General features: G+C 67.0%; 21 protein-coding genes. 9 read left to right on the forward strand and 12 right to left on the reverse strand.

All coding sequences use genetic code 11. The annotated features are described in order from the left end of the window. Positions 1-63 precede the first annotated feature (63 nt). From CVM50_RS03940 to CVM50_RS03955, 4 genes are all read right to left on the reverse strand, one after another. Positions 64-780, reverse strand: coding sequence for a transporter substrate-binding domain-containing protein (locus CVM50_RS03940; protein ID WP_085886015.1), 717 nt, complete (start codon positions 778-780; stop codon positions 64-66). 77 nt (positions 781-857) lie between these two features. Beyond that, entirely contained in the window at positions 858-1,634 is a 777-nt protein-coding gene (locus CVM50_RS03945) for an ABC transporter ATP-binding protein (RefSeq protein ID WP_085886014.1), read from the reverse strand. 85 nt (positions 1,635-1,719) lie between these two features. Next, complete coding sequence (locus CVM50_RS03950; protein ID WP_143515543.1) at positions 1,720-2,028, reverse strand: hypothetical protein; 309 nt, start codon at positions 2,026-2,028, stop codon at positions 1,720-1,722. Between the two features lie 56 nt (positions 2,029-2,084). Beyond that, positions 2,085-2,576, reverse strand: a complete 492-nt coding sequence (locus CVM50_RS03955) for a tellurite resistance TerB family protein (RefSeq protein WP_085886012.1) — start codon at positions 2,574-2,576, stop codon at positions 2,085-2,087. A 198-nt stretch (positions 2,577-2,774) separates the two neighbouring features. On the opposite strand from CVM50_RS03955, the gene CVM50_RS03960 reads away from it, so the two are divergent. Further along, on the forward strand, positions 2,775-3,305 hold the full coding sequence (locus tag CVM50_RS03960; RefSeq protein ID WP_143515542.1) for a hypothetical protein: 531 nt from the start codon (positions 2,775-2,777) through the stop codon (positions 3,303-3,305). Positions 3,306-3,632: 327 nt separating this feature from the next. Here CVM50_RS03960 and ppk2 read toward each other — a convergent pair whose 3' ends face one another. Beyond that, the gene (gene ppk2 / locus CVM50_RS03965; protein WP_085886010.1) at positions 3,633-4,571 is read right to left on the reverse strand and encodes a polyphosphate kinase 2; all 939 of its coding nucleotides are present in this window, start codon (positions 4,569-4,571) and stop codon (positions 3,633-3,635) included. Positions 4,572-4,904: 333 nt separating this feature from the next. On the opposite strand from ppk2, the gene CVM50_RS03970 reads away from it, so the two are divergent. Next, the gene (locus CVM50_RS03970) at positions 4,905-6,200 is read left to right on the forward strand and encodes an MFS transporter (RefSeq protein WP_085886009.1); all 1,296 of its coding nucleotides are present in this window, start codon (positions 4,905-4,907) and stop codon (positions 6,198-6,200) included. 316 nt (positions 6,201-6,516) lie between these two features. On the opposite strand, the gene CVM50_RS03975 is transcribed toward CVM50_RS03970, so the two are convergent. The 4 genes from CVM50_RS03975 to CVM50_RS03990 form a co-directional block, all read right to left on the reverse strand. Beyond that, entirely contained in the window at positions 6,517-7,155 is a 639-nt protein-coding gene (locus CVM50_RS03975) for an SGNH/GDSL hydrolase family protein (RefSeq protein WP_306372299.1), read from the reverse strand. A gap of 166 nt (positions 7,156-7,321) precedes the next feature. Next, a complete protein-coding gene (locus tag CVM50_RS03980; protein ID WP_085886007.1) occupies positions 7,322-8,965 on the reverse strand; it encodes a CTP synthase in 1,644 nt (547 codons plus the stop codon). 245 nt (positions 8,966-9,210) lie between these two features. Then, complete coding sequence (gene secG, locus CVM50_RS03985; RefSeq protein ID WP_085886006.1) at positions 9,211-9,579, reverse strand: preprotein translocase subunit SecG; 369 nt, start codon at positions 9,577-9,579, stop codon at positions 9,211-9,213. A 346-nt stretch (positions 9,580-9,925) separates the two neighbouring features. Then, positions 9,926-10,327 (reverse strand): DUF6524 family protein, encoded by a 402-nt coding sequence (locus CVM50_RS03990; RefSeq protein ID WP_085886005.1) that lies wholly within the window; start codon positions 10,325-10,327, stop codon positions 9,926-9,928. A 272-nt stretch (positions 10,328-10,599) separates the two neighbouring features. On the opposite strand from CVM50_RS03990, the gene CVM50_RS03995 reads away from it, so the two are divergent. The 3 genes from CVM50_RS03995 (at position 10,600) to CVM50_RS04005 (ending at position 13,520) form a co-directional block, all read left to right on the forward strand. Further along, entirely contained in the window at positions 10,600-11,895 is a 1,296-nt protein-coding gene (locus CVM50_RS03995) for an adenylosuccinate synthase (protein WP_085886004.1), read from the forward strand. A 99-nt stretch (positions 11,896-11,994) separates the two neighbouring features. Beyond that, positions 11,995-12,246 (forward strand): DUF2842 domain-containing protein, encoded by a 252-nt coding sequence (locus CVM50_RS04000; RefSeq protein ID WP_085886003.1) that lies wholly within the window; start codon positions 11,995-11,997, stop codon positions 12,244-12,246. 41 nt (positions 12,247-12,287) lie between these two features. After that, a complete protein-coding gene (locus CVM50_RS04005; protein WP_232618143.1) occupies positions 12,288-13,520 on the forward strand; it encodes a multidrug effflux MFS transporter in 1,233 nt (410 codons plus the stop codon). Between the two features lie 95 nt (positions 13,521-13,615). Here CVM50_RS04005 and CVM50_RS04010 read toward each other — a convergent pair whose 3' ends face one another. Further along, complete coding sequence (locus tag CVM50_RS04010; protein ID WP_085886002.1) at positions 13,616-16,741, reverse strand: valine--tRNA ligase; 3,126 nt, start codon at positions 16,739-16,741, stop codon at positions 13,616-13,618. A gap of 295 nt (positions 16,742-17,036) precedes the next feature. Between CVM50_RS04010 and CVM50_RS04015 the strand changes: the two genes are divergently transcribed. Both CVM50_RS04015 and CVM50_RS04020 read left to right on the forward strand, forming a co-directional pair. Further along, complete coding sequence (locus CVM50_RS04015) at positions 17,037-19,343, forward strand: xanthine dehydrogenase family protein molybdopterin-binding subunit (RefSeq protein ID WP_085886001.1); 2,307 nt, start codon at positions 17,037-17,039, stop codon at positions 19,341-19,343. After that, a complete protein-coding gene (locus CVM50_RS04020; protein ID WP_085886000.1) occupies positions 19,327-20,397 on the forward strand; it encodes a DUF2235 domain-containing protein in 1,071 nt (356 codons plus the stop codon). The genes CVM50_RS04015 and CVM50_RS04020 overlap by 17 nt, the downstream gene beginning before the upstream one ends. A gap of 231 nt (positions 20,398-20,628) precedes the next feature. Here CVM50_RS04020 and CVM50_RS04025 read toward each other — a convergent pair whose 3' ends face one another. After that, positions 20,629-21,102, reverse strand: a complete 474-nt coding sequence (locus CVM50_RS04025; RefSeq protein WP_085885999.1) for a PaaI family thioesterase — start codon at positions 21,100-21,102, stop codon at positions 20,629-20,631. Positions 21,103-21,244: 142 nt separating this feature from the next. Then, positions 21,245-22,111 (reverse strand): methylenetetrahydrofolate reductase [NAD(P)H], encoded by an 867-nt coding sequence (gene metF / locus CVM50_RS04030; protein WP_085885998.1) that lies wholly within the window; start codon positions 22,109-22,111, stop codon positions 21,245-21,247. Positions 22,112-22,204: 93 nt separating this feature from the next. On the opposite strand from metF, the gene CVM50_RS04035 reads away from it, so the two are divergent. Continuing rightward, complete coding sequence (locus CVM50_RS04035) at positions 22,205-23,161, forward strand: LysR family transcriptional regulator (RefSeq protein WP_085885997.1); 957 nt, start codon at positions 22,205-22,207, stop codon at positions 23,159-23,161. Positions 23,162-23,240: 79 nt separating this feature from the next. After that, entirely contained in the window at positions 23,241-24,029 is a 789-nt protein-coding gene (locus CVM50_RS04040; RefSeq protein ID WP_085885996.1) for an inositol monophosphatase family protein, read from the forward strand. Positions 24,030-24,278: the final 249 nt, after the last annotated feature.

The raw sequence follows: 24,278 nt of genomic DNA on the forward strand, positions 1-24,278 counted from the left end.
GCGAAAGGCCGGCCCCGCATGGGCCTGCCCCGGGCGATTGGGCCCGGGGCAGGCAGGTCCGGATCAGTAGGTGCCGGTACCTTCGCCGAAGTACTTGTCGAGCAGCGTGTTCAGCGAGCCATCGGCCTTCATCTCGTCGATGGCGGCGTTGAACTTCTCCTTCAGCTCGGTGTCGCTTTCGCGCAGGCCCATGCCGATGCCGCTGCCCAGGGGGATTTCCTCGCCCACCACCATCAGCTCGCCTTCGTCGGCGTAGGGCAGCAGGAAGTCCTTGTCAGCGAAGACCGCGTCGGCTTCACCGTTCATCACGGCCGCGATGGTCTCATCGGGGGTGGCGAACTCCAGCAGGGTCGCGCCGGTCTCGGCCACGTAGCTCGCCTGGATCGTCGCGGCCTGGGCCGCGACCACGCCGCCTTCCAGGTCCACGCCGTCATCCATGGCCAGGTAGATCGAGCCGGTCGGCGGGTAGTAATCCTGGGTGAAGTCGATGACCTCTTCACGTTCCTCGGTGATCGACATGCCGGCGATGATGGTGTCGTAGTTGCCGGCCACCAGGTTGGGGATGATCGAATCCCATTCGTTGGTGACCCACTCGCACTCCAGCTCGGCCAGCTCGCAAAGCTTGTCGCCCACTTCGCGTTCAAAGCCGGCCACTTCGCCGTTGTCGTCGATGAAGTTGTAGGGCGGGTACTGGCCTTCGGTTCCCATGCGGACCGTGTCGGCCAGGCCGGCGCCGGCGGTCAGGGCCAGCACGGCGGTGCTCAGGATGAATTTCTGCATCGGTATCTCCCGTCTTTGGATGGCGGCGGGGCCGCCGGTTGTCCGGCCCGGTTGTCCCCGGGCTCGGGTATCTGGTCTCAGGCGCTGGTGGTGGCGCTGAGGAATTGTTGCAGGCGCTCGGTCTTGGGCGCGCCGAACAGCTGCTCCGGCGGGCCCTGTTCGATCAGGTTGCCCTGGTGCAGGAAAACCACCTGGTCGGAGACGTCGGCGGCCAGGCGCATGTCATGGGTGACCAGCAACATGGTCCGCCCCTCGGCAGCCAGGTCCTTGATGACCTTCACCACTTCCTGTTCCAGTTCCGGGTCCAGGGCAGAGGTCGGTTCATCGAAGAGCAGCGCCTCCGGCTCCATCGCAAGAGCCCGGGCGATGGCCGCGCGCTGTTGCTGGCCGCCCGAAAGCTGGGCAGGCCAGGCGTCGGCCTTGTCGGCGATGCCCACCTTGGCCAGGTAATCGCGGGCCTTGGGCTCCACCTCCGCCCGGTCGCGGCCCAGCACCGTCAGCGGGGCCTCCATCACGTTCTGCAGGATGGTCATGTGGGACCACAGGTTGAACTGCTGGAAGACCATCGACAGGTTCGTGCGGATACGCAGCACCTGCTTGGCATCCGCCGGGCGCCGCCCGTGGCTCTGGCCGCGCCAGCGCACGGCCTCTCCCTTGAACAGGATCTCGCCCTGCTGGCTGTCTTCCAGCAGGTTGGCACAGCGCAGCATGGTGGATTTGCCGGACCCGGAGGAACCGATGAGGGAGATGACGTCGCCCCGGTGAGCGGTCAAAGAAACGCCTTTCAGCACCTCCAGCTCGCCATAGGCCTTATGCAGGTCATGCAGTTCAATGACGGGCGGGTTCTGGCTCACGTATCCCCCTGAAAGCCTCGGCCTCTATTGGTCCGCCGATTTGGACCGAATTTGACCGTGAAATCAATATTCGTGACGGATGACTTCACGACAATTGGTCATGGGGCGGGACCGGGGGAAGGGGGATGGCGAAATATTGGGCCGCGTCGGCGGGCAGAAGCCGGGTAAACCCGATGGCGCCGCGTTCGGCCAGGGGCAGCTGCGCCAGGGCCCGGTCCAGGGCGGCGGCCAGCGGTGCCTGGTCACGCCCGGTTGCGGTGATGATGGGATGCGCCGGCGTGGGCCGCGCATCGGCCTGATCCAGCAGGGCCTGCGCCAGTTCAGGGCGCAGGTGCTGCCAGAGCCGGTCGTAGATATGCGCCGTGGTGGCGCAGTCGTACATCGGGGAGGCCACCGCCAGCTGCGGAAGACGCGGGGCCGGGCTTGGGAGTGGCGGAGGGCATTCCCGGGTCAGGACCAGGGGCCCGGACGAGAGCTGGTATCGTCGGGATCTGCCGCCGGCGCTTCGGTGGTCCCGGCGTGCTGACGGGCCCGGGCGCTGTCCTGATCGGTGATCCCCAGAAGCGAGACCACCAGGCGCAACAGCGCGTCCTCCTCCGGGTCGCGGTTGCCATCGGCCAGCACCACCTGCCAGAGCGCCTCGACCACCGCCAGGCGGTTTTCGTAGGGCACCGCGTCCTTGATGGCGCGGGTGAACCGCACGGTGTCGGGGGCCTGCCCCTCCAGCGCTTCGGCGTCGCGCAGCAGCGCCTCGGCGCCGTCGCCGTCCAGCGCATAGCGGGTTTCCAGGATGCGCCCGATGGTGCGGCGTTCGCCGCCATCGAAAGTGCCATCGGCACGGGCCACGCGCACCAGCAGGGCGGAAAGCGCCAGCCGCGCATCGCCCTCGTTCAGGGGCTCGGGGCGGGGCGCGGTGAGGCGGGAGAGGAAATCACCAAACATGACCGGAGATATAGAGCGCCCCCCGCGCCGCGCCAATGGGGTTCACGGGTTTGAGAATTGCCTTGGGAATTAACACAACCTGAGGCATGATGGACTGGCCTAAAGGTTGAATGTCCAGCCTTGGACACAATTGTGACTAAAATTTTTCTTAAATCACGTTCAATTAGATGATGTGTCAGGAAGTTTCAGGAGTGCGCAATGCCGTCTCTCGCTCGGATTGATTGGGCTGCGGCCACCGCCGAAGAGCGGTTGGAGGCCCTGCGCCGTGCAACGGATCGCCAGGTTTGCGCCATGTCACGTGCCGTCGAATGGGAACCCGGTTCCTACGAGGTCATCCGCTGGATTTCCGCGCAGATCTGCGTCGACCTGGGATCGGCCCTGACCCTGTTTCACAACGCGGAGCCGGAGCGGTTTGACAAGGTTCCCCGCGCGCAGGTCCCGCCCGCCATGCAGCCTGTCTGTGCCCAGCTCGATGCGCTGTGCCAGCGGATCAACGCGGGCTTCTACCTGCCGGACCCGGCGCGTAAGATGATCGGCCCGGATCGTCTGGCCACCTGGCTGGAAAACCAGGCTCAGGATGCCCGCCTGGGCATCGAAGGGCGCTGGCGGTTGAACCCGGCGATCGTCGGGCCGATGGCCAACGCGCTGCCGGTGAGGGCCGGACGGCGCAAGGCAGCGGCCAAGGAAAAGAGCCTGCTGGGGCGCATTTTCTCGCCTCTCACGGCCTGATCCCCGGGCGCGGCCCGAAATCCCCAGACCCGAAATCCCGGATTGCGCAAAATCTGCGCTGCGCCTTTTTTCCCGATCCTTTGGGGGGCGATCCTGTGGGGAATACCAGTCCCTGCGGTTGGCCTGTCGCCAAAATCGGGGGCAAAAGGAACGTCTGTAATATACCTATAGGTGTCTCCGATTTTTTAATCGGAAGACCAAAGGCGCCGACCCGTCCGTTGCCAGGGCGCTGCTCGAAATGATCCCGAGGCGGGCCGCCTTGGCGGAAAGGCCCGGATGGCCTTTCCGCCTGTCACCCCGCCAGTCGGGCGATCATCGCACCCGGGATCAGTATTTGGAGGGTACGTAAAGATCCGGCGGCAGGACCGCGCGCTCGTAGTCGGAATTGTAGACCCGTTCTGGCAATTGCGCCTCCTCCGAGGGCACATCCGCATAGGGGAACAGCGTCAGCAGGTGGTCGATGCAGTTCAGCCGGGCGCGTTTCTTGTCATTGCCGGGGACGATGTACCAGGGCGCCTCGGGGATGTTGGTGCGGGCGAACATCTCCTCCTTGGCCTTGGTGTAGCTTTCCCATTTCACCCGGCTTTGCAGGTCCATCGGTGACAGTTTCCACTGCTTCAGCGGGTCGTGGATGCGCATCAGGAAGCGCAGCTGCTGTTCCTCGTCAGTGATCGAGAACCAATATTTCACCAGCCGGATGCCGGAGCGCACCAGCATCCGTTCAAATTCCGGCACGTCGTCGAAGAACTGGCTGACCTGGTCCTCGTCGGCGAACCCCATGACGCGCTCGACCCCGGCGCGGTTGTACCAGCTGCGGTCGAACAGCACGATCTCGCCCCCGGCGGGCAGGTGCGGCACGTAGCGCTGGAAGTACCACTGCGATTTCTCCCGCTCCGACGGGGCGGGCAGGGCGACGGTCCGCACCACCCGCGGGTTCAGGCGCTGGCTGATCCGCTTGATGACGCCGCCCTTGCCGGCGCTGTCGCGGCCCTCGAAGATGACCACGACCTTCTCGCCCGAATGCACCACCCAGTCCTGCAGCTTGATCAGCTCCGCCTGCAGGCGCAGCAGGTCGCGGAAATACTGCGGGCGCGGGATCGAAGGGCCATGGGCCTTGTGGTAGATCTCGCGGATCTTCATCGACAGGACGGCATCTTCCAGCTCGATCTCGTAATCCTCGTCCAGCTCGTCGCGCAGCTCGGCCTCCAGCCAGTCTTCGGCACCGGACAGGTCGTCGGAACGGGAGGGGGAAGGATCCTGGGGCATGGTCTCTCTCGTGGTCAGATGGGGGCAGGCGCGCGCGCCGCGCGGCTGATGGGCGCGCGGGGACGGAATCGCCTGCCTTAGATCACCGGAATGTAACGGTTTCTTGGCAGGGGCCCAAAGGATTGCGGTGGCGCGCTTGGCCCGTATCTAGGCCGCAGGCCAGGCGGGTCAGTCATGCGGATGGTTCAACCCTGCCATGTTTGCGCTAAAAATTACCCAAGATGCCTTTCCCCCGCATCTTTGTTGCGCTACCCGCCAGTCTCCGCCTGGCGACGGGGAGGAGGCCCCGGGGGACGGAGGTTCGGGCGGACCGCAACGAACCGGATACATGACATGACTGATACGACCTCCACGCCCGATATGGCGGCCGAGGCGGCCCCTCTGAACAAGCCCTCGCGCGTTCTGCTGGCAAGCCTGATCGGCACCACCATCGAGTTCTTCGACTTCTATTCCTACGCCACCGCCGCCGTGTTGGTCTTCCCGCACCTGTTCTTCCCCGGTGAGGATGCGACCACGGCGCTGCTGGCCTCCTTCGCCACCTTCTCCATCGCCTTCTTCGCCCGTCCGCTGGGCGCGGCCGTCTTCGGCCACTTTGGCGACCGGGTGGGGCGCAAGACCACGCTGGTGGCGGCGCTGCTGACCATGGGGATCTCGACCGTTATCATCGGCCTCTTGCCGACCTACGCCCAGATCGGCGTGGCGGCGCCCGCGCTGCTGGCGCTGTGCCGCTTCGGTCAGGGCTTTGGCCTCGGCGGGGAATGGGGCGGGGCGGTGCTGATCGCCACCGAGAACGCACCGGAGGGCAAGAAATCCTGGTACGGCATGTTCCCGCAACTGGGCGCGCCCGTGGGTCTGTTCCTGTCGTCGGGCCTCTTCACGCTGCTGCTGACCTTCATGAGCACCGAGGATCTGCTGGCCTGGGGCTGGCGCATTCCCTTCCTAGGCTCCGTCCTGCTGATCGCCATCGGCCTCTGGGTGCGGCTGTCGCTTGCGGAAACCCCCGCCTTCCAGAAGGCGATCGACAAGGAGGAACGCGTCAAGGTGCCCTTCGTCGAGATCTTCCGCACCCACAAGACCGAGCTGTTCCTGGGCACCTTCGTGGCGCTGTCGACCTTCGTGCTGTTCTACATCGGCACCGCCTACCTGCTGAGCTACAACGTCGGCGTGCTGGAAATGTCGTTGACCGAGGCGCTGCACGTCCAGCTTTGGGGCGCCGTGGTCTTTGGCCTGTTCATCCCGCTGGCGGGCAAGCTGGCCGACCGCATCTCCCGCTTCCGCCTGCTGCTGGCGGTGACCGTCCTGATCGGTGTCTTCTCCTTCGCCCTGGCGCCGCTGCTGGAAGGCGGGCTGGGCGGGGTCTATGGCTTCGTCACCCTGGGCATGGCCCTGATGGGGGTCACCTACGGCATCATCGGTGCCGTCCTGGCCGCGCCGTTCCCGACCGAGGTGCGCTACACCGGCTCGTCGCTGGCCTTCAACTTCGCCGGGATCGTCGGAGCCTCGCTGGCGCCCTATATCGCGACCTGGCTGCAGGCGAACTACGGGATGGGTCACGTGGGTTACTACATGCTGGCGTCCTGCGTCATCACCCTGCTCTGCGTCCTGGCGATGGGACGGCACAAGATATGATCCGTGTATGAGGGAAACCGCGAAGGGGCCGCGCCGGAAGGGGCGGCCCCTTTTGCATGCCCGTGAAGGGTTCGGCGCCGAACAGCAAACGGCCCGCCCCAGGGGAAAGGGCGGGCCGTTTGACAGGGAAAAACTGGGGTCGGATCAGAGCACGAACTGCACGATGGCAAGAACGATCACGACGAGCCCGACCAGATAAATAATTGCGTTCACGGGGCATCTCCTTCGGCTGCGGCATGTAAACCATGTCTGTTGCATTGTTAACGACGGAAGGGGGCAGATGGTTCCCGCAGGCTCAGGCGTTTTGAGCGGGGGATCACGGGGTGGCCCGCAGGACCGGCGCGATCAGCTCGGCGATCCGCGCTGATCCCGTTTCCGACGGGTGCAGGCGGTCCCGCGCAAAGAGCGACAGGTCGTCGGGGCTGAAGACCCTGTCCATGTCGACGAGGGTCACGCCGGGGTCGCGAGCGGCCATCGCGCCGAGCCGGGTTTCCAGCATGCGATAGGGGCCCTCGCAGTCGGTGCCGGCATAGCGGGGCGAGGTATAGTAGTCGGCCCAGACCACCTGCGAGCCGCGCGCCCGCAGGTCAGAGACCAGCGCGGGGATGGCCCCCCGTGTCCCGTCCGCCGAAATCAGCTGGTCCAGCGTCGCCGCGCAATCGTTGCAGTCGCATCCGACGCTCAGGTCGTTGGCGCCGCCGTTCAGCACGACCCATTCGGGGCTGAGGCCCGCAAGCTGGTTGGGTATGTTCAGCGGCCCGGTCCCGCCCCGCACTTGGGCGAGCGGCAGGGAGACATCGCCGACCGGCGCGCCCAGCCGGGCCTCCAGCTGATCCGCGACGGAGGTGCCGGAACTGCGGTTCCAGGCCATGACCGAGTCGCCGGCCACGACCACCTCGGCGCCCTCGGGGACGCCGCGACCACAGGCTGCCAAGAGGGTCAGGGCGAGGAGCATGCGTTTGATCATGGCCTAGCATGTGGCCCGGCGCCCTGCCGGATCAAGTCACGATGCCGGCAGGGCGCCCGTGATGCCGCGGCGAACACCCCTGTCGCCTTGGGTCCGAGATGCAAGAAAGGCGCCCGGTGGGCGCCTTTCAGTCCTCTGCGGCTCTGGATCCGGGTCAGACCAGGCGGCTGACCTCCTTCGCGGCGCGCACGAAGTCCGCGAACAGCGGGTGCGGGGCGAAGGGCTTCGATTTCAGCTCGGGGTGGAACTGCACGCCGATGAACCAGGGGTGGTCCTTGATCTCGACGATCTCGGGCAGGCGGCCGTCGGGGGACATGCCGGAGAACGACAGGCCGCATTCCTCCAGCTTGTCCTTGTACTTGATGTCCACCTCGTAGCGGTGGCGATGGCGTTCCTCGATCTCGGTGGCGTGGTAGACCTCCGACACCTTCGATCCTTCGGCCAGGGCGGCGGTATAGGCGCCCAGGCGCATGGTGCCGCCCTTGTCGTCGCCCACGGCGCGTTTCACGGCGTGGTTGCCCTTCACCCATTCCTTCAGGTGGTAGACCACCGGCTCGAACCGTTTCTTGCCGGCCTCGTGGTCGAATTCCTCGGACCCTGCGGTCTCGATATGGGCCAGGTTGCGGGCCGCTTCGATCACCGCCATCTGCATGCCGAGGCAGATGCCCAGGTAGGGGATCTTGCGGGTCCGGGCGAACTCCGCCGCCTTGATCTTCCCTTCGGTGCCGCGTTCGCCGAAGCCGCCGGGCACCAGGATCGCGTGGAAGCCTTCGAGGTGGGGCGCGGCGTCTTCATGGTCGAAGATCTCCGCATCGACCCATTCGACGTTGACCTTGATCCGGTTGGCCATGCCGCCGTGCACCAGGGCTTCCTTGATCGACTTGTAGGCGTCTTCCAGCTGCGTGTACTTGCCGACGATGGCGATCTTCACCGCGCCGTCGGTGTTGTGGATGCGGTCGTAGACATCCTGCCAGACAGTCAGGTCGGGTTTCGGCGCGGGGGAGATCTGGAAGGCATCCAGGACGGCCTGGTCCAGCCCCTCGCGGTGGTAGGCCAGCGGGGCCTCGTAGATGGACCCCAGGTCGTAGGCCGGCACCACCGCTTCCTTGCGCACGTTGCAGAAGAGCGCGATCTTCTCGCGTTCCTTCTCCGGGATCGGCTGTTCGGACCGGCAGACCAGGATGTCGGGCGCGATGCCGATCGACTGCAGCTCCTTCACCGAGTGCTGGGTTGGCTTGGTCTTCAGCTCTCCGCTCGCCGCCAGATAGGGCAGCAGTGTCAGGTGCATGAAGATGCACTGGCCGCGTGGCAGATCGTGGGAGAACTGGCGGATCGCCTCGAAGAAGGGCAGGCCCTCGATGTCGCCGACGGTGCCGCCGATCTCGCAGAGCATGAAATCGACCTCATCCTCGCCGACGTGGAGGAAGTCCTTGATCTCGTTGGTGACGTGGGGGACGACCTGGATGGTCTTGCCCAGGTAGTCGCCGCGGCGCTCCTTCTCCAGCACGTCGGAATAGATGCGGCCCGAAGAGACACTGTCGGTGTTGCGGGCGGCGACGCCGGTGAACCGTTCGTAGTGACCCAGGTCCAGGTCGGTTTCCGCGCCGTCGTCGGTGACGAAGACCTCGCCGTGTTCAAAGGGCGACATGGTGCCGGGATCGACGTTCAGGTAGGGATCCAGCTTGCGCAGCCGGACGGAGAAGCCGCGGGCCTGCAGCAGGGCGCCGAGCGCAGCAGAGGCAAGGCCCTTGCCCAGGGACGAAACGACGCCGCCGGTGATGAAGATGTATCTCGCCATGTCTTGAGGCTCCCGTGAAGTGTCGGCGTGCGGACGCGACTTTGGCTGCGCAAAATAAGGACAGAGCGGTCCGAAGACCGCTGTTCCACGGGATTTAAGAGCTACCAGATTCGCATGGCACTGGCAACAGGATCCCGCAAGATGCTGGGTTTGGCAGGAGGCGTCCCGCAAGGTGTAGTGGTTGAGAGGGGGCAGTTTCCCGACGGGCGCCGAAGCGCCCGCTCAGGGCCGGTGCCCGGCCGGTCTCAGTCGGCCGAAGGCGTCAGTCCGTCGGTGCCCGACGCGCCCGAGGGCGGCGGCAGCAGGCCGCCCGCATCCGGGGTCTCGGCGCCGTCTGCGCCCTCTTCGACCGGGGCAGGCGCGGTGCCCAGCCGGTCGAGGACAGAAGATCCGGAGGAGCGTTCGGCAGCCACGATGGTCAGCGCCAGCGAGGTGACGATGAAGGCCGTGGCCAGCACCCAGGTCAGCTTGCCCATGGCGGTTGCCGCGGCCCGGCCGGTCATCGCCCCGCCGCCGCCCATGCCGAGGCCACCGCCTTCGGAACGTTGCAGCAGCACCACGCCGATCAGCGCAAGCGCGAGGATCAGGTGGACGATGAGGACGACGTTTTCCATGTACAAAGCCCGTTTCGGTCGCGGGCGCCGGGCGCCCCTGGATCAGTATGCGGCATATCGCGGACGGCCCCGGGGAGCCATCATTCGGCGGGTATCTAAGCCAGACAGGCCTGCACCGCAACCCCGAATGGCGCGGGCCGTGTCGCGGCGCGCGGGCTGTGTCGGGCAGGGTGCGGCGGCCCTGTCCCTCGGGCGCGATCGGGAGAAGGGGGCAAGGGGCTCAACCCCGCCGGGCTGCGTGCGACTCCCCCCGGGATATTTCTGGCAGGGAAGAGGGGGCAGGGCGCGATGTTGCTGCCAGGGCGAATTGGGAACGGCGCGTGTCGCTGAAAGGAACAGTCGCCGGTCAGCTGTCGTCGTCAATGTCGTCCATGTCGACCTGCCCCGACAGGCGGCGGCGGATCAGGCTCCAGGACAGGCCGATGCCCAGCACCAGCGAAAGCGAGATGATGCCGAGCCACAGCAGGGAATTGCGGTTGGTCAGCCCCAGCAGGCCGAAATCCGACAGCACCCAGATCAGCGCCGCGGCGATCGCCAGCACCAGCCCCATGCCGAAGACCCCGATCGAGCGCAGGGTGGCGCGCAGGTAGATCACGTAGCCCACGAACAGAAGCAGCCCCAGAAGCACGGTGACCGACATCAGGTCGGGCCAGTTCTGCATGACCCAGGTGACGTAATTGTACTCGGTCGGGTTGTAGGTGGCGGCGACCAGGAAAAAGGCCACGACCCAGCGAAGGAAGAATCCCATCAATGTCCCCTTTGAAACGGATCTTTCGAATGTCCGCCCGCCGGCGGATCGGTCTTTCGGAAATTGGCGTCGGTTTGCCCGTTTCGGCCCCTTGTGTCCAGCGTCCCGCGCCGCGGCGATGCGTCCCGGCGCGGGAAAGGCGGCCTTTCGGTTTCCGTGCGCCACAGATTCGGGTTTCGTCCGCGTCGCCCGGACGCTATACCGGCGCGGGTTTGGGCCGCGCGATCTGCGTCGCGCGCCCGGTCACATTGCCAAGTCGGAAAGGACCTGAGATGGCCAATGTCGTCGTTGTCGGCGCCCAGTGGGGTGACGAGGGAAAAGGCAAGATCGTGGACTGGCTGAGCGAGCGCGCCGATGTCATCGCGCGCTTCCAGGGCGGCCATAACGCCGGCCATACGCTCGTCATCGATGGCGAGGTCTACAAGCTGAACGCGCTGCCCTCGGGCGTGGTGCGCGGCGGCAAGCTCAGCGTCATCGGCAACGGCGTGGTACTGGATCCCTGGCACCTGGTCGGCGAGATCGCCAAGATCCGCGAGCAGGGCGTGCAGATCAATCCCGAGACGCTGATGATCGCGGAGAACACCCCGCTGATCCTGCCGTTCCACGGCGAGCTGGACCGCGCCCGCGAGGAGGCTTCCTCCAAGGGGACCAAGATCGGCACCACCGGTCGCGGCATCGGGCCGTGCTATGAGGACAAGGTGGGCCGCCGCGCCATCCGCGTCGCCGATCTGGCAGACCGCGCCACGCTGGAGGCCCGCGTCGATCGCGCGCTGACCCACCATAACGCGCTGCGCGCGGGCCTGGGGCTGGAGGCGATCGACCGCGACGCGATCATCGCCCAACTGGAAGAGATCGCCCCCGAGATCCTGCAATACGCCGCCCCGGTCTGGAAGGTCCTGACCGAGAAGCGCAAGGCGGGCAAGCGCATCCTCTTCGAGGGCGCGCAAGGCTCTCTGCTGGACATCGACTTTGGCACCTATCCCTTCGTCACGTCGTCGAACGTCATCGCGGGCCAGGCGGCCACCGGTGTGGGCATCGGTCCGGGATCCATCGACTTCGTGCTGGGTATCGTGAAGGCCTACACCACCCGCGTCGGCGAGGGGCCCTTCCCGACCGAGCTGGAAGACGAGACCGGCCAGCGTCTGGGCGAGCGGGGCCATGAATTCGGCACCGTCACGGGCCGCAAGCGCCGCTGTGGCTGGTTTGACGCCGCCCTGGTGAAGCAGACCTGCGCGGTGTCGGGCGTCAACGGCATCGCCCTGACCAAGCTCGACGTGCTGGATGGCTTCGAGACGCTGAAGATCTGCGTCGGCTACGAACTGGACGGCAAGCGCATGGATTACCTGCCGACCGCCAGCGACGAGCAGGCCCGCTGCACCCCCGTCTACGAGGAGATGCCGGGTTGGAGCGAGTCGACGGAAGGCGCCCGCAGCTGGGCCGACCTGCCGGCGAACGCGATCAAGTACGTGCGCCGGGTGGAAGAGCTGATCGAATGCCCGGTGGCATTGCTGTCGACCTCGCCGGAACGCGACGACACCATCCTGGTGACGGATCCCTTCGCGGATTGATGAGCGGCAGGGGGCTCTGCCCCCGCCGCGCCATGGGGCGCGTCTGCGGAATGCAGACGGGGTAACGCCCCAACGTGGCCAGACAAGAGGAGGACGGGCATGGCTCTGAGCTACAAGGCACGGCGACGCTGGTCGCTGATCATCTTGGTGATCGGTCTGCCGCTTTACATCGTGGCCTGCGTCACGGTGATGAACTGGCTCGGGCGCCCGCCCATCCTGGTGGAACTGCTGGTCTACGTGGGCCTGGGCGTTCTCTGGGCCTTCCCGCTGAAGATGGTCTTCATGGGCATCGGCCAGGCCGATCCTGACGACCCGGCTGAAGACACCACGCGGGACGATCCGCGCAGCTGAGCGACGGGAAAGGCAGAAAACGGGGGGATGAAGGAACTGACGTGACAGACCGCACCCCGCCGCATCTGGCGACCCTGATCATCTTGACCGGCGGCGCCGTTCTGACCATCAACATGTTCGTTCCCTCGCTGCCCGGCATGGCGCGGGAGTTCGGCGTCGACTACGGCGCGATGAGCCTGGTGATCGGGGCCTACCTGCTGATGACCGCCGTGATGCAGCTGGTCTTCGGCCCGCTCAGCGATGTCTACGGACGGCGCCCGGTGATCCTGGGCGGCATGGCCGTCTTCACCCTCGCCTCGCTTCTGTGCACCTTTACCAGCGACGTGACGGTCTTCTGGATCGGGCGGCTGCTGCAATCGGCCTCCGCCGTCGGGGTCGCCCTCAGCCGGGCCGTGCTGCGCGACCAGTACGAGCCGCGCGAGCTGGCGCAGAAGATGGCGACCGTGTCGATGGTCATGGGGCTGGGGCCGCTTCTGGGTCCGGCTCTGGGCGGGCTGATCGACGAGGCCTTCGGCTGGCGTGGGAACTTCGCCTTCTACACCCTTCTGGGGGCTGCCATGCTGGCGCTGAGCTGGCGCGACCTGGGGGAGACCAACCGCAGCCGCGGCGGAGGCTTTGCCGATCAGTTCCGCGCCTGGCCCGAGCTGCTGCGCTCGCCGCGCTTCTGGGGCTATGCCACCTGCTGGAGCTTCTCCATCGCCGCCTTCCATGTCTTCGTCACCGCCGGGCCGCTGGCCCTGTCGGAGGCGTTCGGCATGGGGTCGGGGCAGTTGGGGATCTACATGGGGATGATGACGGCTGGCTTCATCCTTGGGTCCTGGATCTCCGGCCGGGTGGCGCGAACCGTGGACTGGCCGCTCACCCGGCTGATGCTGATCGGGCGGGCCCTGGCCTCAGTGGGGCTGGCGGTGGCCCTGCTGGCCTGGTTGGCGGGGCATATCAGCCTGCCGCTGCTGCTTGGCGCGGTGATGCTGAGCGGGCTGGGCAACGGGCTGACCTCGCCCAATGCCGCCAGCGGCGTGATGGCGGTGCGCCCTCATCTGGCCGGTGCCGCCTCGGGGCTCAGCTCTGCGCTGATCCAGCTGGTCGGTGCGCTGGCCACGGGCAGCGTGGGCCTGATGCTGACGGCAAAGGTCGCGGTGCCTGTCCTGCTGGTCGCCATGCTGATCATGGGGCTGATCGGGCTGGTCGCGACGCTGTGGCTGGCCCGGGTGGAACAGCGCCGGGGCGTGATCCGCAGCGATGTCCCCAAGGCCGGTCCGGGAATGGAATAGGGCAGGGCGCCGCCCGATCCCTCCCATGCAAAAGGTCCGCCCCTCGGGGCGGACCTTTGTCGTTTCAGCGCTGCGCCTGAGAGCGCAGGCAGGCCTCAGCCCAGCTCGTTCATCCGCTCCAGCGCGGCCTTCAGCTTGGCTTCCTCGTCCTGGCGCGCGTCGAGGTTGGCCTGGGTCTCGGCCACGACCTCGGCAGGGGCGCTTTCGGCGAACTTGGGGTTCTTCAGGCGCCCGGCGAGGCCACCGATTTCCTTGGCCAGCTTGGCCAGGGATTTCTCCAGCCGCGCCTTTTCCTCCTCGACGTCGATCACGTCGGCCAGGGGCAGGCCGAAGGTCGCGCCCTCGGCGGGCAGGGTGATCGTGCCTTTCGGGAAGGCGTCCACCTCTTCCAGCTCGCCCACGCGCGCCAGACGCTTGATCAGCGTCTCGTTGCTGGCCCAGGCGGCCTTCGCGGTGTCGGAGAAGCCGGTGACGACCAGCGGCACGTAGAGGCCTGCGGGCACATGCATCTGGGCGCGGGCCGAGCGGATGCTCTCGATCAGCGCGATGGTCCAGTTCATTTCCGCATCCGCCGCCGCATCGATCAGCTCTGCCCCGTAGGTCGGCCAGTCGTTGTGGGCCAAGAGGCCGTCACGCGGCGCTGTGGTCGACCACAGCTCTTCGGTGATGAAGGGCATGATCGGGTGCAGCATGGTCAGGCACTGGTCGATGACCCAGCCCATGACGGCCCGGGTTTCAGCCTGCTCGGGCGCGCCGTCGGCCAGCAGCGGCTTGGAGAATTCCACGTACCAGTCGCAGACCTTGCCCCAGACGAAGGCGTAAAGGCCAAGCGCCGCCTCGTTGAACCGGTAGCCGTCCAGCGCGGCATCCACGGTTTCGCGGATGCGAGCGGTTTCGCCGATGATCCACTTGTTCACCGTTGCGGTGGCGACGGGCACCTGCGCCGACGGCGCGCCGCCCTCGAAGACGCCGTTCATCTCGGCAAAACGGGTGGCATTCCACAGCTTGGTGCCGAAGTTACGGTAGCCCTTGATGCGCTCCTCCGACATCTTCAGCACGCCGCCGATGGCCGCCATGGAGGCATTGGTCATACGCAGGGCGTCGGCGCCGTATTCCTCGATGATTTCCAGCGGGTCGATGACGTTGCCGGTGGTCTTCGACATCTTCTTGCCCTTCTCGTCCCGGACGAGCTGGTGCAGGTAGACGGTGTGGAAGGGCACCTCGTCGACGATGGCAAGCTGCATCATCATCATCCGCGCCACCCAGAAGAACAGGATGTCCTCGCCGGTGATCAGCACGTCGGTGGGGAAGTATCTCTCCAGCTCCGGCGTGGGCTGCGGCCAGCCCAGGGTGCCGATCGGCCAGAGGCCGGAGGAGAACCAGGTGTCCAGCACGTCGGGGTCCTGCCACACGGGGTAGACAAGCTTGGTCGGGTCCTGGGTCGCGGTGTATTCCGCCAGGCTTTCGGCGAGGGCGTGCTGGGCCGCCTTCTTGTCCGCGACCTCGACGATGCGCGCATGGCTGAGCGGCGAAGGCAGGTCGGCGTTCAGATCCTGGAAGCGCGAGAGCACCTCGTCCAGGTCGGTGCCGCAGGCCTCCACGTCACCCATGTGGACCATGTGCTCGTCGATGAAGAGGGTCAGCATGTCCACGAGGTCCAGGTCGCCCTCGCCGCCGTCCTTCAGGGTGCCGAGGTCGATGCCGTACCAGACGGGGATCTGGTGGCCCCACCACAGCTGGCGCGAGATGCACCAGGGCTCGATGTTCTCCAGCCAGTGGAAATAGGTCTTCTCGCCGCTCTCGGGCATGATCTTGGTGCGGCCCGTGCGCACGGCGTCCAGCGCGGGTTTGACGATTTCGGCGCTGTCGACGAACCACTGGTCGGTCAGCATCGGCTCGATCACCACCTTGGAGCGGTCGCCGAAGGGCTGCATGATCGCCTTGGCCTCGACCAGCGGCACAATTTCCTCGCCCTCTTCGCCTTCGGGGCGCTTGCCGCCCAGGCGTTCGTCGGCCGCGGTGGTCATGACGGCCAGGCCTGCATCGGTGATGTCGGCGACGACGGCCTTGCGGGCCTCGAACCGGTCCATGCCGCGGTATTTCTCGGGCACCAGGTTCAGCGTGTCGATTTCCATCTCGGTGGCATCGGCGCCCTCGGCGATCTCGCGGGCGCGGTCCACGCAGGTCTCGTAGGGGTTGCCATCGGCGCGCATGTTGCCCGCCATGTCCATCAGCCGATACATCGGCAGGCCGCAGCGCTTGGCGACCATGTAGTCGTTGAAATCATGCGCACCGGTGATCTTCACCGCGCCCGAGCCGAAGTCGGGATCGGGGTATTCATCCGTCACGATGGGGATCAGGCGATCGCAGAGCGGCAGGTGCACCATCTTGCCGACGATCGGCGCATACCGCGCGTCATCGGGGTGCACGGCCACGGCGCCGTCGCCCAGCATGGTTTCGGGGCGCGTGGTGGCGATGGAGATGTAGTCGCGTTCCTCCGACAGGGTGACGTTGCCGTCCTCGTCCTTCTCGACGTAGGTGTAGGTCTCGCCGCCCGCCAGCTTGTACTTGAAGTGCCACATGTGGCCCGCGACCTCGATGTTCTCGACCTCCAGGTCGGAAATCGCGGTCTCGAAATGCGGGTCCCAGTTCACCAGGCGCTTGCCGCGGTAGATCAGGCCCTTCTGGTACATCTCCACGAAGACCTTGATGACGGCATCGTGGAAGTTGGGGCTGTTCTCGTGGCCCGTGCGCGGATCACCCGGCGCGCCGGCCATGGTGAAGGCGTTGCGCGACCAGTCACAGCTGTTGCCCAGGCGCTTCATCTGGCTGACGATGGTCGAGCCGTACTGGCCCTTCCATTCCCAGACCTTTTCCAGGAACTTCTCGCGGCCCAACTCGCGCCGGGTCTTATTGCCCTGGGCGGCCAGCATCTTCTCCACCTGCAGCTGGGTGGCGATGCCGGCGTGGTCCTGGCCGGGCTGCCACAGCACGTCGAAACCGCGCATGCGGTGCCAGCGGGTCAGGATGTCCTGCAGGGTGTTGTTGAAGGCATGGCCCACGTGCAGCGCGCCGGTCACGTTGGGCGGCGGGATCATCACGCAGAAACTGTCAGCGCCGGGTTTCGCATTGGCACCGGCCTTGAAGGCGCCGGCCTCTTCCCAGGCGGCGGCGATGCGCGGTTCCGCGGCGGCGGCGTCGAAGGTCTTTTCCATGGCCATTGGGCTGATCCCCTGTCGTGTCGGCCCCCTGCGCGGGGGCTATGCGTCTGAGGGCAGGGGATAGCGCAAGGGGGCGCGAAGGTGAAGCCTTCGCAATGCCGCGCCTGCATGCCGGCGCTGCGGACCCGGAGGCGGCGCCGGCCGCGAGGCAGCGCCGCCCTTGTCCTTTCCTCTGCCAGCCCCACGCCCAGCCCCGAAGCAAGGCCATGCCGCAGGGCAGAAATCCTGGGGGCGGGGATGGACTATGCGCGGCGAGAGGCTAGTGTCTGGGCAAGGACCACCGAGGGAGCGCAGCATGGAAAAGTTCGGTCGAAGCCAACCGGTCAAACGGGTCGAGGACGTGCGGTTCGTCACCGGCCACGGCGGCTACGTGGATGACGTGGCGCCCGAGGGATCGCTGTTCGCCCATATCTTCCGCTCGCCCGTGGCGCACGGCAGGATCACCGCGCTGGATCTCGACGCCGCGCGCGAGGTCGAGGGGGTGCGCCTCGTCGTCTCCTCCGCCGATCTGCACGCCGCCGGGCTGACCGGCGGGTTGGCCGCGTCGCAGGCCCCCAATCGCGACGGCTCCAAGGGCGCGGATGTACGTCATCCGCTCTTGGCCGAGGACAAGTTGCGTTTCGTGGGCGAGGCCGTGGCCCTGATCGTAGCGGAGACGCCCGAGGCGGCGAAGGACGCAGCCGAGCTGATCGAACTGGACTACGACGACCTGCCCGTGCAGGGCTTCCTCGCCCCGCATGTGGCTGATGTGCATGAGAACGTGCCCGGCAACCGGGCCGTGGACTATGCCACAGGCGATGCCGAGGCCGTCGAAGCCGCGCTGGCCGCCTCCGCCCACGTGGTCCGTGCCGAGGTGGCCGACAACCGCGTCATGGTCGTCTCGATGGAGCCGCGCGGCTGCTACGCCGAGTGGCAGGGCGACCGCGTGCACCTGTGCTTCGGCGGTCAGGGCGTCTGGGGCGCCAAGAAGGAACTGGCGGGGCTCTTCGGGCTGGACGAGGGTCAGGTGCGGGTGACGCACCCCGATGTCGGCGGGGGCTTCGGCATGAAGGCCAAGACCTACCCCGAATACGTCCTCTGCGCCTTCGCCGCGCGCGAGCTGGGCGCGCCGGTGCGCTGGACCGCAGATCGCACCGAGTCGATGTTGTCCGACAACGGCGCGCGGGATCTGACCCATGAGGTTGCGCTCGGCTTCGATGCCGATCACCGCATCACCGCTTACCACGTGAAGACCCGCTACAACCTGGGCGCCTACAACTCCAACTTCGGCCAGATGATCCAGACGCATCTCTTCGCCCGCGTGCTGACCGGGGTCTATGACATCAAGGCGGCGTTGCTGGAGGCCGAGGGCTTCTATTCCAACACCACGCAGACGGACGCCTATCGCGGCGCCGGCCGCCCCGAGGCGATCTACCTGCTGGAACGCGCCATGGACTACGCCGCCCGCGATCTGGGGCTGGACCCGTGGGAGTTGCGGCGCAAGAACTTCATCAAGGGGGACCAGTTCCCCTACACCACCGCCACGGGCGAAAGCTATGACGTGGGTGATTTCCCCCGGCTCCTGGATGCCGTGGCCCAGGCCGCCGACCGGGCGGGCTTTGCCGAGCGGCGCGCCGCCTCGGAAGCCGCGGGCAAGCTGCGCGGGCAAGGACTTTGTTATTACATCGAGTCCATCCTAGGGGATCCCTCGGAGGCGGCGAAGGTGGAATTCAACGACGACGACACGGTCAGCATCTATGTCGGCACCCAGTCCAACGGGCAGGGGCATGAAACGGTCTACGCCCGCTTCCTGGCCGACCAGACCGGCATCCCGATGGAGGCGATCCGCGTGATCCAGGGCGACAGTGACCGTATCGCCACGGGCGGGGGCACGGGCGGGTCGCGTTCGGTCACCACCCAGTCGAACGCGACGCTGGCCGTGACCGGCGCCATGACCGAGGCCTTCGCGGGCTTCCTGGCCGAGAAGATGGATGTCGACCCGGGCGACGTCAGCTTCGACGACGAGAGCTTCCGCATCAAGGGGTCCAACGCCGCGCCGACCATGATGGACGTGGCCGAGATGGCCCGCGAGGCCGGGCGCAGCGATCTTCTGGTGCATGAGGAAAAGGCCAAGCTGCCGGGGCGGTCCTATCCGAACGGCGCCCATGTGGCCGAGGTGGAGGTCGATCCCGAAACCGGCCAGGTGCGGCTGGAGCGATACACGGTGGTCGATGATTTCGGCAATCTGATCAACCCGATGCTGGCCGAGGGCCAGGTGCACGGCGGTGTCGTGCAGGGCGTGGGCCAGGCGCTGATGGAAAACGTCACCTACGACGAGGACGGCCAGCTGCTGACCGCCAGCTTCATGGACTACGCCATGCCGCGGGCGGGCGATGTGCCGATGATCGGTTTCTCGACCGAACCCGTGCCCTCGACCCAGAATCCCATGGGTATGAAAGGCTGCGGCGAGGCGGGCACCGTGGGATCCATGGCCGCGACCGCCAATGCTGTGATGGATGCGTTGTCGGGCGCGGGCGTGGCACGGGCCGACATGCCCTTCACCCCGCAACGGGTCTGGACCCTGCTGAGGGAGGCGGCGAAAGACCGTGAAGCCGCCGCTTGAACGCCTGGTCGCCCGGCTGTGGCCGGGCGGGTGGCTGCAACGTCGCCGGCGTGCGCCGGCGCGACTGAACCGGCAGCCTGTCACCCATGTGGTGATCCTCGACGGCACCATGTCTTCGCTTCTGCCAGGGCAGGAGACGAACGCCGGGCTGGTCTACAAGCTGGTGAACGAGATGTCGGGCACCGGCCTGTCGGTCTACTACGAGGCCGGGGTGCAGTGGGACAGCTGGCGCAGCACGATGGACGTGCTGCTGGGACGGGGCATCAACCGCAAGATCCGCGGTGCCTATGGCTATCTCGCCTCGCGCTACCGGCCTGGTGACCGGATTTTCCTCTTCGGCTACTCGCGGGGCGCCTATGCGGTGCGCTCGCTCGCGGGGGTGATCGACCGCGTCGGGCTGGTACGCGCGCCGCGCGCCACCGAACGCAACATCCGCCAAGCCTACCGGCTTTACCAGGACAGCCACGACCAGGTGGTCATCGACGCCTTCCACGAACGCGAATGCCACCCCCATGTGGAGGTGGAGATGATCGGTGCCTTCGACACGGTCAAAAGCCTCGGCTTGCGCCTGCCGTTCGTCTGGAAGCTGGCCGAGGTGAAACACGCCTTCCACAACCACGAGCTGTCCCATTGCGTGAAGTCGGGCTTCCACGCGCTGGCACTGGAGGAGACCCGGCAGGTCTACGCCCCGGTGCTGTGGGAAAGCGATCCGTCCTGGCGGGGGCGGCTGGAACAGGTCTGGTTCCCGGGCACCCACGGCGACGTGGGCGGCCAGTTGGGCGATTTTCAGGAGGCGCGACCGCTGGCGAACCTGCCGCTCGTGTGGATGCTGGGCCAGGCGGAGTTCCGGGGCCTGCCGTTGCCGCACGGCTGGCGCGACCGCTTCCCCATGGACATTCACGCACCGTCGGTCGGGCAATGGCGCGGCTTCGCCAAGCTCTTCTGGCTGCGCAAGCCGCGGGTGGTGGGCGCCGACCCGTCCGAGCGGCTGCACGACAGCGCGCTGGCCCGGGGGACCTATCCGACCAATGCGCAGCTGGCACATCCGCACTGAGGACGCGCCAGGCTGCCTGCGGCGCGCCGGTGAGTATTTTTTCCGAGGTGAAGAGGGGGAGGGGGGCGCCCGCGAGGCAAGGGCGCGCGCCGGGAGGCCACTGGGGTGCCCGCCTTTTGCAAAAGGAGGGTTCTGCCGTCCCCGCCCTCGCACCATGGCGGCAGAGCGTCATCCCCTGTCTTCACCTTGTCGCAAATACTCCCGCGCGCGGGCGGGGCCGGGCAGGTGGCTTCAGAAGGAGGCGCCCGGCGGCAGCGGCAGCACGGCGCAGGTGGTGGAGCCGGTGGCGTAGAGCTTGCCGTCCTCGATGCCCGTCAACTCTCCGACGGCAACGCCGGTCGACCGGCCCACGTGCTGGGTGCGGCCCGTGGCGCGCACGGCCATGCCATAGGGGATCGGGCGCAGCACGTTGACCTTGAACTCCAGCGTGGTACAGCCGCGCCCGGCAGGCAGGCGCGACAGCACGGCGCAGGTCATGCAGCTGTCCAGGATCGTGCCGTACCAGCCACCGTGGACGGTTCCGGCAGGGTTGGCGAAGTCGGGCAGGGGCGTGCCGTCGAAGATCACCTTGCCTTCCTCGGCCGAGGTAAGGCGGAAGTTGAGCACCTGGCCGATCGAAGGCCCGTCGCGGCGCCCGTCGATGATGGATCGCAGGGCGTCCAGCCCCGTCATGGCCGCGCGCTGCGGGACGGTCTGCTCTGTCATGGTCTCTCCTCCTGCCGGCAGCCTAGTCCCGCCTTGCGGATGTCGCAACTGCATCGCGGACATTTCGGGTGGTCGGAGGGCCAAACGCCCGGACCTTTCGATCCGGGCGTCGGAGAGGGTGTGTGCCGCTGGCGCGGCACGCTCACGCGACCTTTTCCAGCTTGGTGCGCGGCGTCACGCCGATGGCGTGGCAGACATCGCGGGTCAGCTCGGGCTTGTTCAGCGTGTAGAAGTGCAGCTTGTCCACGCCCTCGCTCATCAGCGTCTCGCACATCTCGGTGCAGAGCGCCGTGGCCAGCAGGTCCTGGCGGTCGTCGCGAATGGCCTTGCCGAAGGCGTCATCCAGCCAGGTGGGGATCGCGGTGCCGCAGGCCTCGGCGAAGCGGCGCAGGCCCTTCCAGTTCTCGATCGGCAGGATGCCGGGCACGATAGGCGCGGTGATGCCGGCGGCAGCACAGCGGTCGCGGAAACGCAGGAAGGTCTCCGGCTCGAAGAAGAACTGGGTCAGCGCCTCCGACGCGCCGGCGTCCAGCTTGCGCTTCAGCCAGTCCACGTCGGCGCCCTGGTCGGCCGCCTCGGGGTGTTTTTCCGGATAGGCGCCGACGCGCAGGGTGAACTGCCCCGTGGCCGAGAGCGCCTCGATCAGCTCGACCGAGTTGGCGAAACCGCCCGGGGTGGGGGTGAACTGCCCCTCGCCCTTGGGCGGGTCGCCGCGCAGGGCCACGATGTCGGTGACGCCGGCGGTGGCGAAACCCTCGACGATCTGCATCGTCTCCTCGCGCGTGGCGTTCACGCAGGTCAGGTGGGCGGCGACGTTCAGCCCGGTGTTCTTGTGCAGCGTGCCGACCGCGTCGCGGGTCAGCTCGCGCGTGGTGCCGCCGGCGCCATAGGTGACGGAGACGAAGCGCGGCATGAGCGGGGCCAGGACCTGCACGGTGTCCCAGAGACGGAACGAGGCCTCGAGGTTCTTCGGCGGGAAGAATTCGAAGGAAACGGCGGGCACGGACATGATTCACTCCTGATGAAAGGTTTCCCCTTGTCGCTGCGCAGGCGAAATGAGACAACTTCATAATTCTCACGATAATCATGAGGCGCACAGCATATGCACCTGGAGCTGAGACATCTGCGGACGATCCGGGCCATTCATGAGACCGGGGGGCTGCAGAAGGCCGCCGAAAGCCTGCACATCACCCAGAGCGCCCTGAGCCATCAGATCAAGGGGCTGGAGGCGCAGGCGGGGATGGAGCTCTTCGTGCGGCGCACCAAGCCGATGCGCCTGTCGGCGGCCGGCCTGCGCATGCTGCGGGTGGCCGAGCGGGTGCTGGAGGAGGTCGAGGCGCTGGAGGCGGAGTTCGACCAGCTGCGCGACGGCAGTGCAGGGCGTCTGCACATCACGCTGGAATGCCACGCCTGCTACGACTGGCTGCTGCCGGTGCTGGAGCTGTTTCGCCGGGCCTGGGCCGAGGTCGACGTCGACATCCGCCCCGGCCTTGCCTTCAACGCCATGGAGGCGCTGGAGCGCGAGCAGGTCGACGTGGTCATCACCTCCGATCCGGAGGACCTGCCGGGGATCACCTTTGCGCCGCTCTTCGACTATTCGCCGGTCTTCGTGGCCGCCGCCAGCCATCCGCTGGCCGCCAAGAGCCTGATCACCGCCGAGGACCTGGCGGGGGAGACCCTGCTGACCTACCCGGTCGAGCGGTCGCGGCTGGACGTCTACAAGATGCTGCTGGGACCGGCCGGGGTGGAGCCGGCGGCGCATCGCAAGGTCGAGCTGACCGAGGTGATCCTGCTGTTGGTGGCCTCGGGGCGCGGGGTGGCGGTGCTGCCCGACTGGGTGATGCGCGAGATCCGCTATCACCCCGATTACGTCACCCGACCCATCGGCGACGGGAAGATGAGCCGACGCATGTATGCCGCCTGCCGCAGTGAGGACGCGCAGAAACCCTACATGGCCCATTTCGCCCGGCTGGCCCGCACCGAGGCGGTGAAGCTGCAAAGCGAGAGTGGCCGGGAGACGGGTCGAGCGACAGGCCGCGGGGCCGTCCGCGCAGGCTGATCCGGCCGGGGCGCCGCAGGCCCTTGGCAAGTGGGCCTGCGACGTCTATACGCGCCACTCGAACACAGGAGCCAGCCCCATGTCCTTCAGCGCCAACCTCAACATCATGATGAAAGCCGCCCGCAAGGCGGGCCGCTCCCTCGTGAAGGATTTCCGCGAGGTGGAGAACCTGCAGGTATCGGTCAAGGGCGCGGGCGATTTCGTCAGCCGGGCCGACATTGCCGCCGAGGCGATCCTGAAGGAAGAGCTGATGGGCGCGCGCCCCAACTACGGCTGGCTGGCCGAAGAAGGCGGCGAGGAAGAGGGCGAGGACCCGACCCGACGCTGGATCGTCGATCCGCTGGACGGCACCACCAACTTCCTCCACGGGCTGCCGCACTGGGCGATTTCCATCGCGCTGGAACACAAGGGCCAGATCGTTGCCGGCGTCATCTACGATCCGGCCAAGGACGAGATGTTCATGGCCGAGAAGGGCGAGGGCGCCTGGATGAACGACATGCGGATCCGCGCCTCGGGCCGGATGCGGATGATCGAGGCGGTTTTCGCCACCGGCGTGCCCTTCGCCAACAGCCGCCACCTGCCGGCCACGCTGAAGGACCTGGCGCGGCTGATGCCCGCCTGCGCCGGCGTGCGTCGCTGGGGCGCGGCCTCGCTCGACCTGGCCTATGTGGCCGCGGGCCGCTACGACGGATTCTGGGAACGCGGGCTGAAGCCCTGGGACCTGGCCGCGGGCCTGGTGATCCTGCGCGAGGCCGGCGCCTTTGTCGAGCCGATGGACCCCGAGGGCGACATCCTGTCCGACGGCGCGATGATCACCGCCAACGAGGCGTTGTTCGAGAAATTCTCCAAGGTCATCCGCGACGCCTGAGACGCGGCGGATCGCTGGATCAGGCAAGGCGCGACCCTTTGGGTGGCGCCTTTTTTCTTGGGGCTGTTTTCCCGGAGGTTGTCTAGCGGGCAGGGGGAGGGTGCTTTGCCCCCTCTGGAGCCGTGCCGGCTCCATTCACCCCCAGAGTATTTTCAGCTTCAGGATGGGCTGGGGTGGGGCGCCTGTGGGAGGGGCGGGGCGCAGAGCGGCGTGGACCCTTTGGGTCCCGGAGCTCCACACTTTCGTTGC

Source organism: Pseudooceanicola marinus (assembly GCF_002786295.1).
GTDB lineage: Bacteria > Pseudomonadota > Alphaproteobacteria > Rhodobacterales > Rhodobacteraceae > Pseudooceanicola > Pseudooceanicola marinus.

What these genes read in the sequence shown, in the direction of transcription:
- CVM50_RS04025 (WP_085885999.1), bottom strand. Translation starts at nt 21,102, where the DNA reads ATGACAGAGCAGACCGTCCCGCAGCGCGCGGCCATGACGGGGCTGGAC.
- CVM50_RS03960 (WP_143515542.1), top strand. Translation starts at nt 2,775, where the DNA reads ATGCCGTCTCTCGCTCGGATTGATTGGGCTGCGGCCACCGCCGAAGAG.
- CVM50_RS04035 (WP_085885997.1), top strand. Translation starts at nt 22,205, where the DNA reads ATGCACCTGGAGCTGAGACATCTGCGGACGATCCGGGCCATTCATGAG.
- CVM50_RS03980 (WP_085886007.1), bottom strand. Translation starts at nt 8,965, where the DNA reads ATGGCGAGATACATCTTCATCACCGGCGGCGTCGTTTCGTCCCTGGGC.
- CVM50_RS03995 (WP_085886004.1), top strand. Translation starts at nt 10,600, where the DNA reads ATGGCCAATGTCGTCGTTGTCGGCGCCCAGTGGGGTGACGAGGGAAAA.
- CVM50_RS04000 (WP_085886003.1), top strand. Translation starts at nt 11,995, where the DNA reads ATGGCTCTGAGCTACAAGGCACGGCGACGCTGGTCGCTGATCATCTTG.
- CVM50_RS03975 (WP_306372299.1), bottom strand. Translation starts at nt 7,155, where the DNA reads ATGCTCCTCGCCCTGACCCTCTTGGCAGCCTGTGGTCGCGGCGTCCCC.
- CVM50_RS04010 (WP_085886002.1), bottom strand. Translation starts at nt 16,741, where the DNA reads ATGGCCATGGAAAAGACCTTCGACGCCGCCGCCGCGGAACCGCGCATC.
- ppk2 (WP_085886010.1), bottom strand. Translation starts at nt 4,571, where the DNA reads ATGCCCCAGGATCCTTCCCCCTCCCGTTCCGACGACCTGTCCGGTGCC.
- secG (WP_085886006.1), bottom strand. Translation starts at nt 9,579, where the DNA reads ATGGAAAACGTCGTCCTCATCGTCCACCTGATCCTCGCGCTTGCGCTG.
- CVM50_RS04040 (WP_085885996.1), top strand. Translation starts at nt 23,241, where the DNA reads ATGTCCTTCAGCGCCAACCTCAACATCATGATGAAAGCCGCCCGCAAG.
- metF (WP_085885998.1), bottom strand. Translation starts at nt 22,111, where the DNA reads ATGTCCGTGCCCGCCGTTTCCTTCGAATTCTTCCCGCCGAAGAACCTC.
- CVM50_RS03990 (WP_085886005.1), bottom strand. Translation starts at nt 10,327, where the DNA reads ATGGGATTCTTCCTTCGCTGGGTCGTGGCCTTTTTCCTGGTCGCCGCC.
- CVM50_RS04015 (WP_085886001.1), top strand. Translation starts at nt 17,037, where the DNA reads ATGGAAAAGTTCGGTCGAAGCCAACCGGTCAAACGGGTCGAGGACGTG.
- CVM50_RS03970 (WP_085886009.1), top strand. Translation starts at nt 4,905, where the DNA reads ATGACTGATACGACCTCCACGCCCGATATGGCGGCCGAGGCGGCCCCT.
- CVM50_RS03955 (WP_085886012.1), bottom strand. Translation starts at nt 2,576, where the DNA reads ATGTTTGGTGATTTCCTCTCCCGCCTCACCGCGCCCCGCCCCGAGCCC.
- CVM50_RS03940 (WP_085886015.1), bottom strand. Translation starts at nt 780, where the DNA reads ATGCAGAAATTCATCCTGAGCACCGCCGTGCTGGCCCTGACCGCCGGC.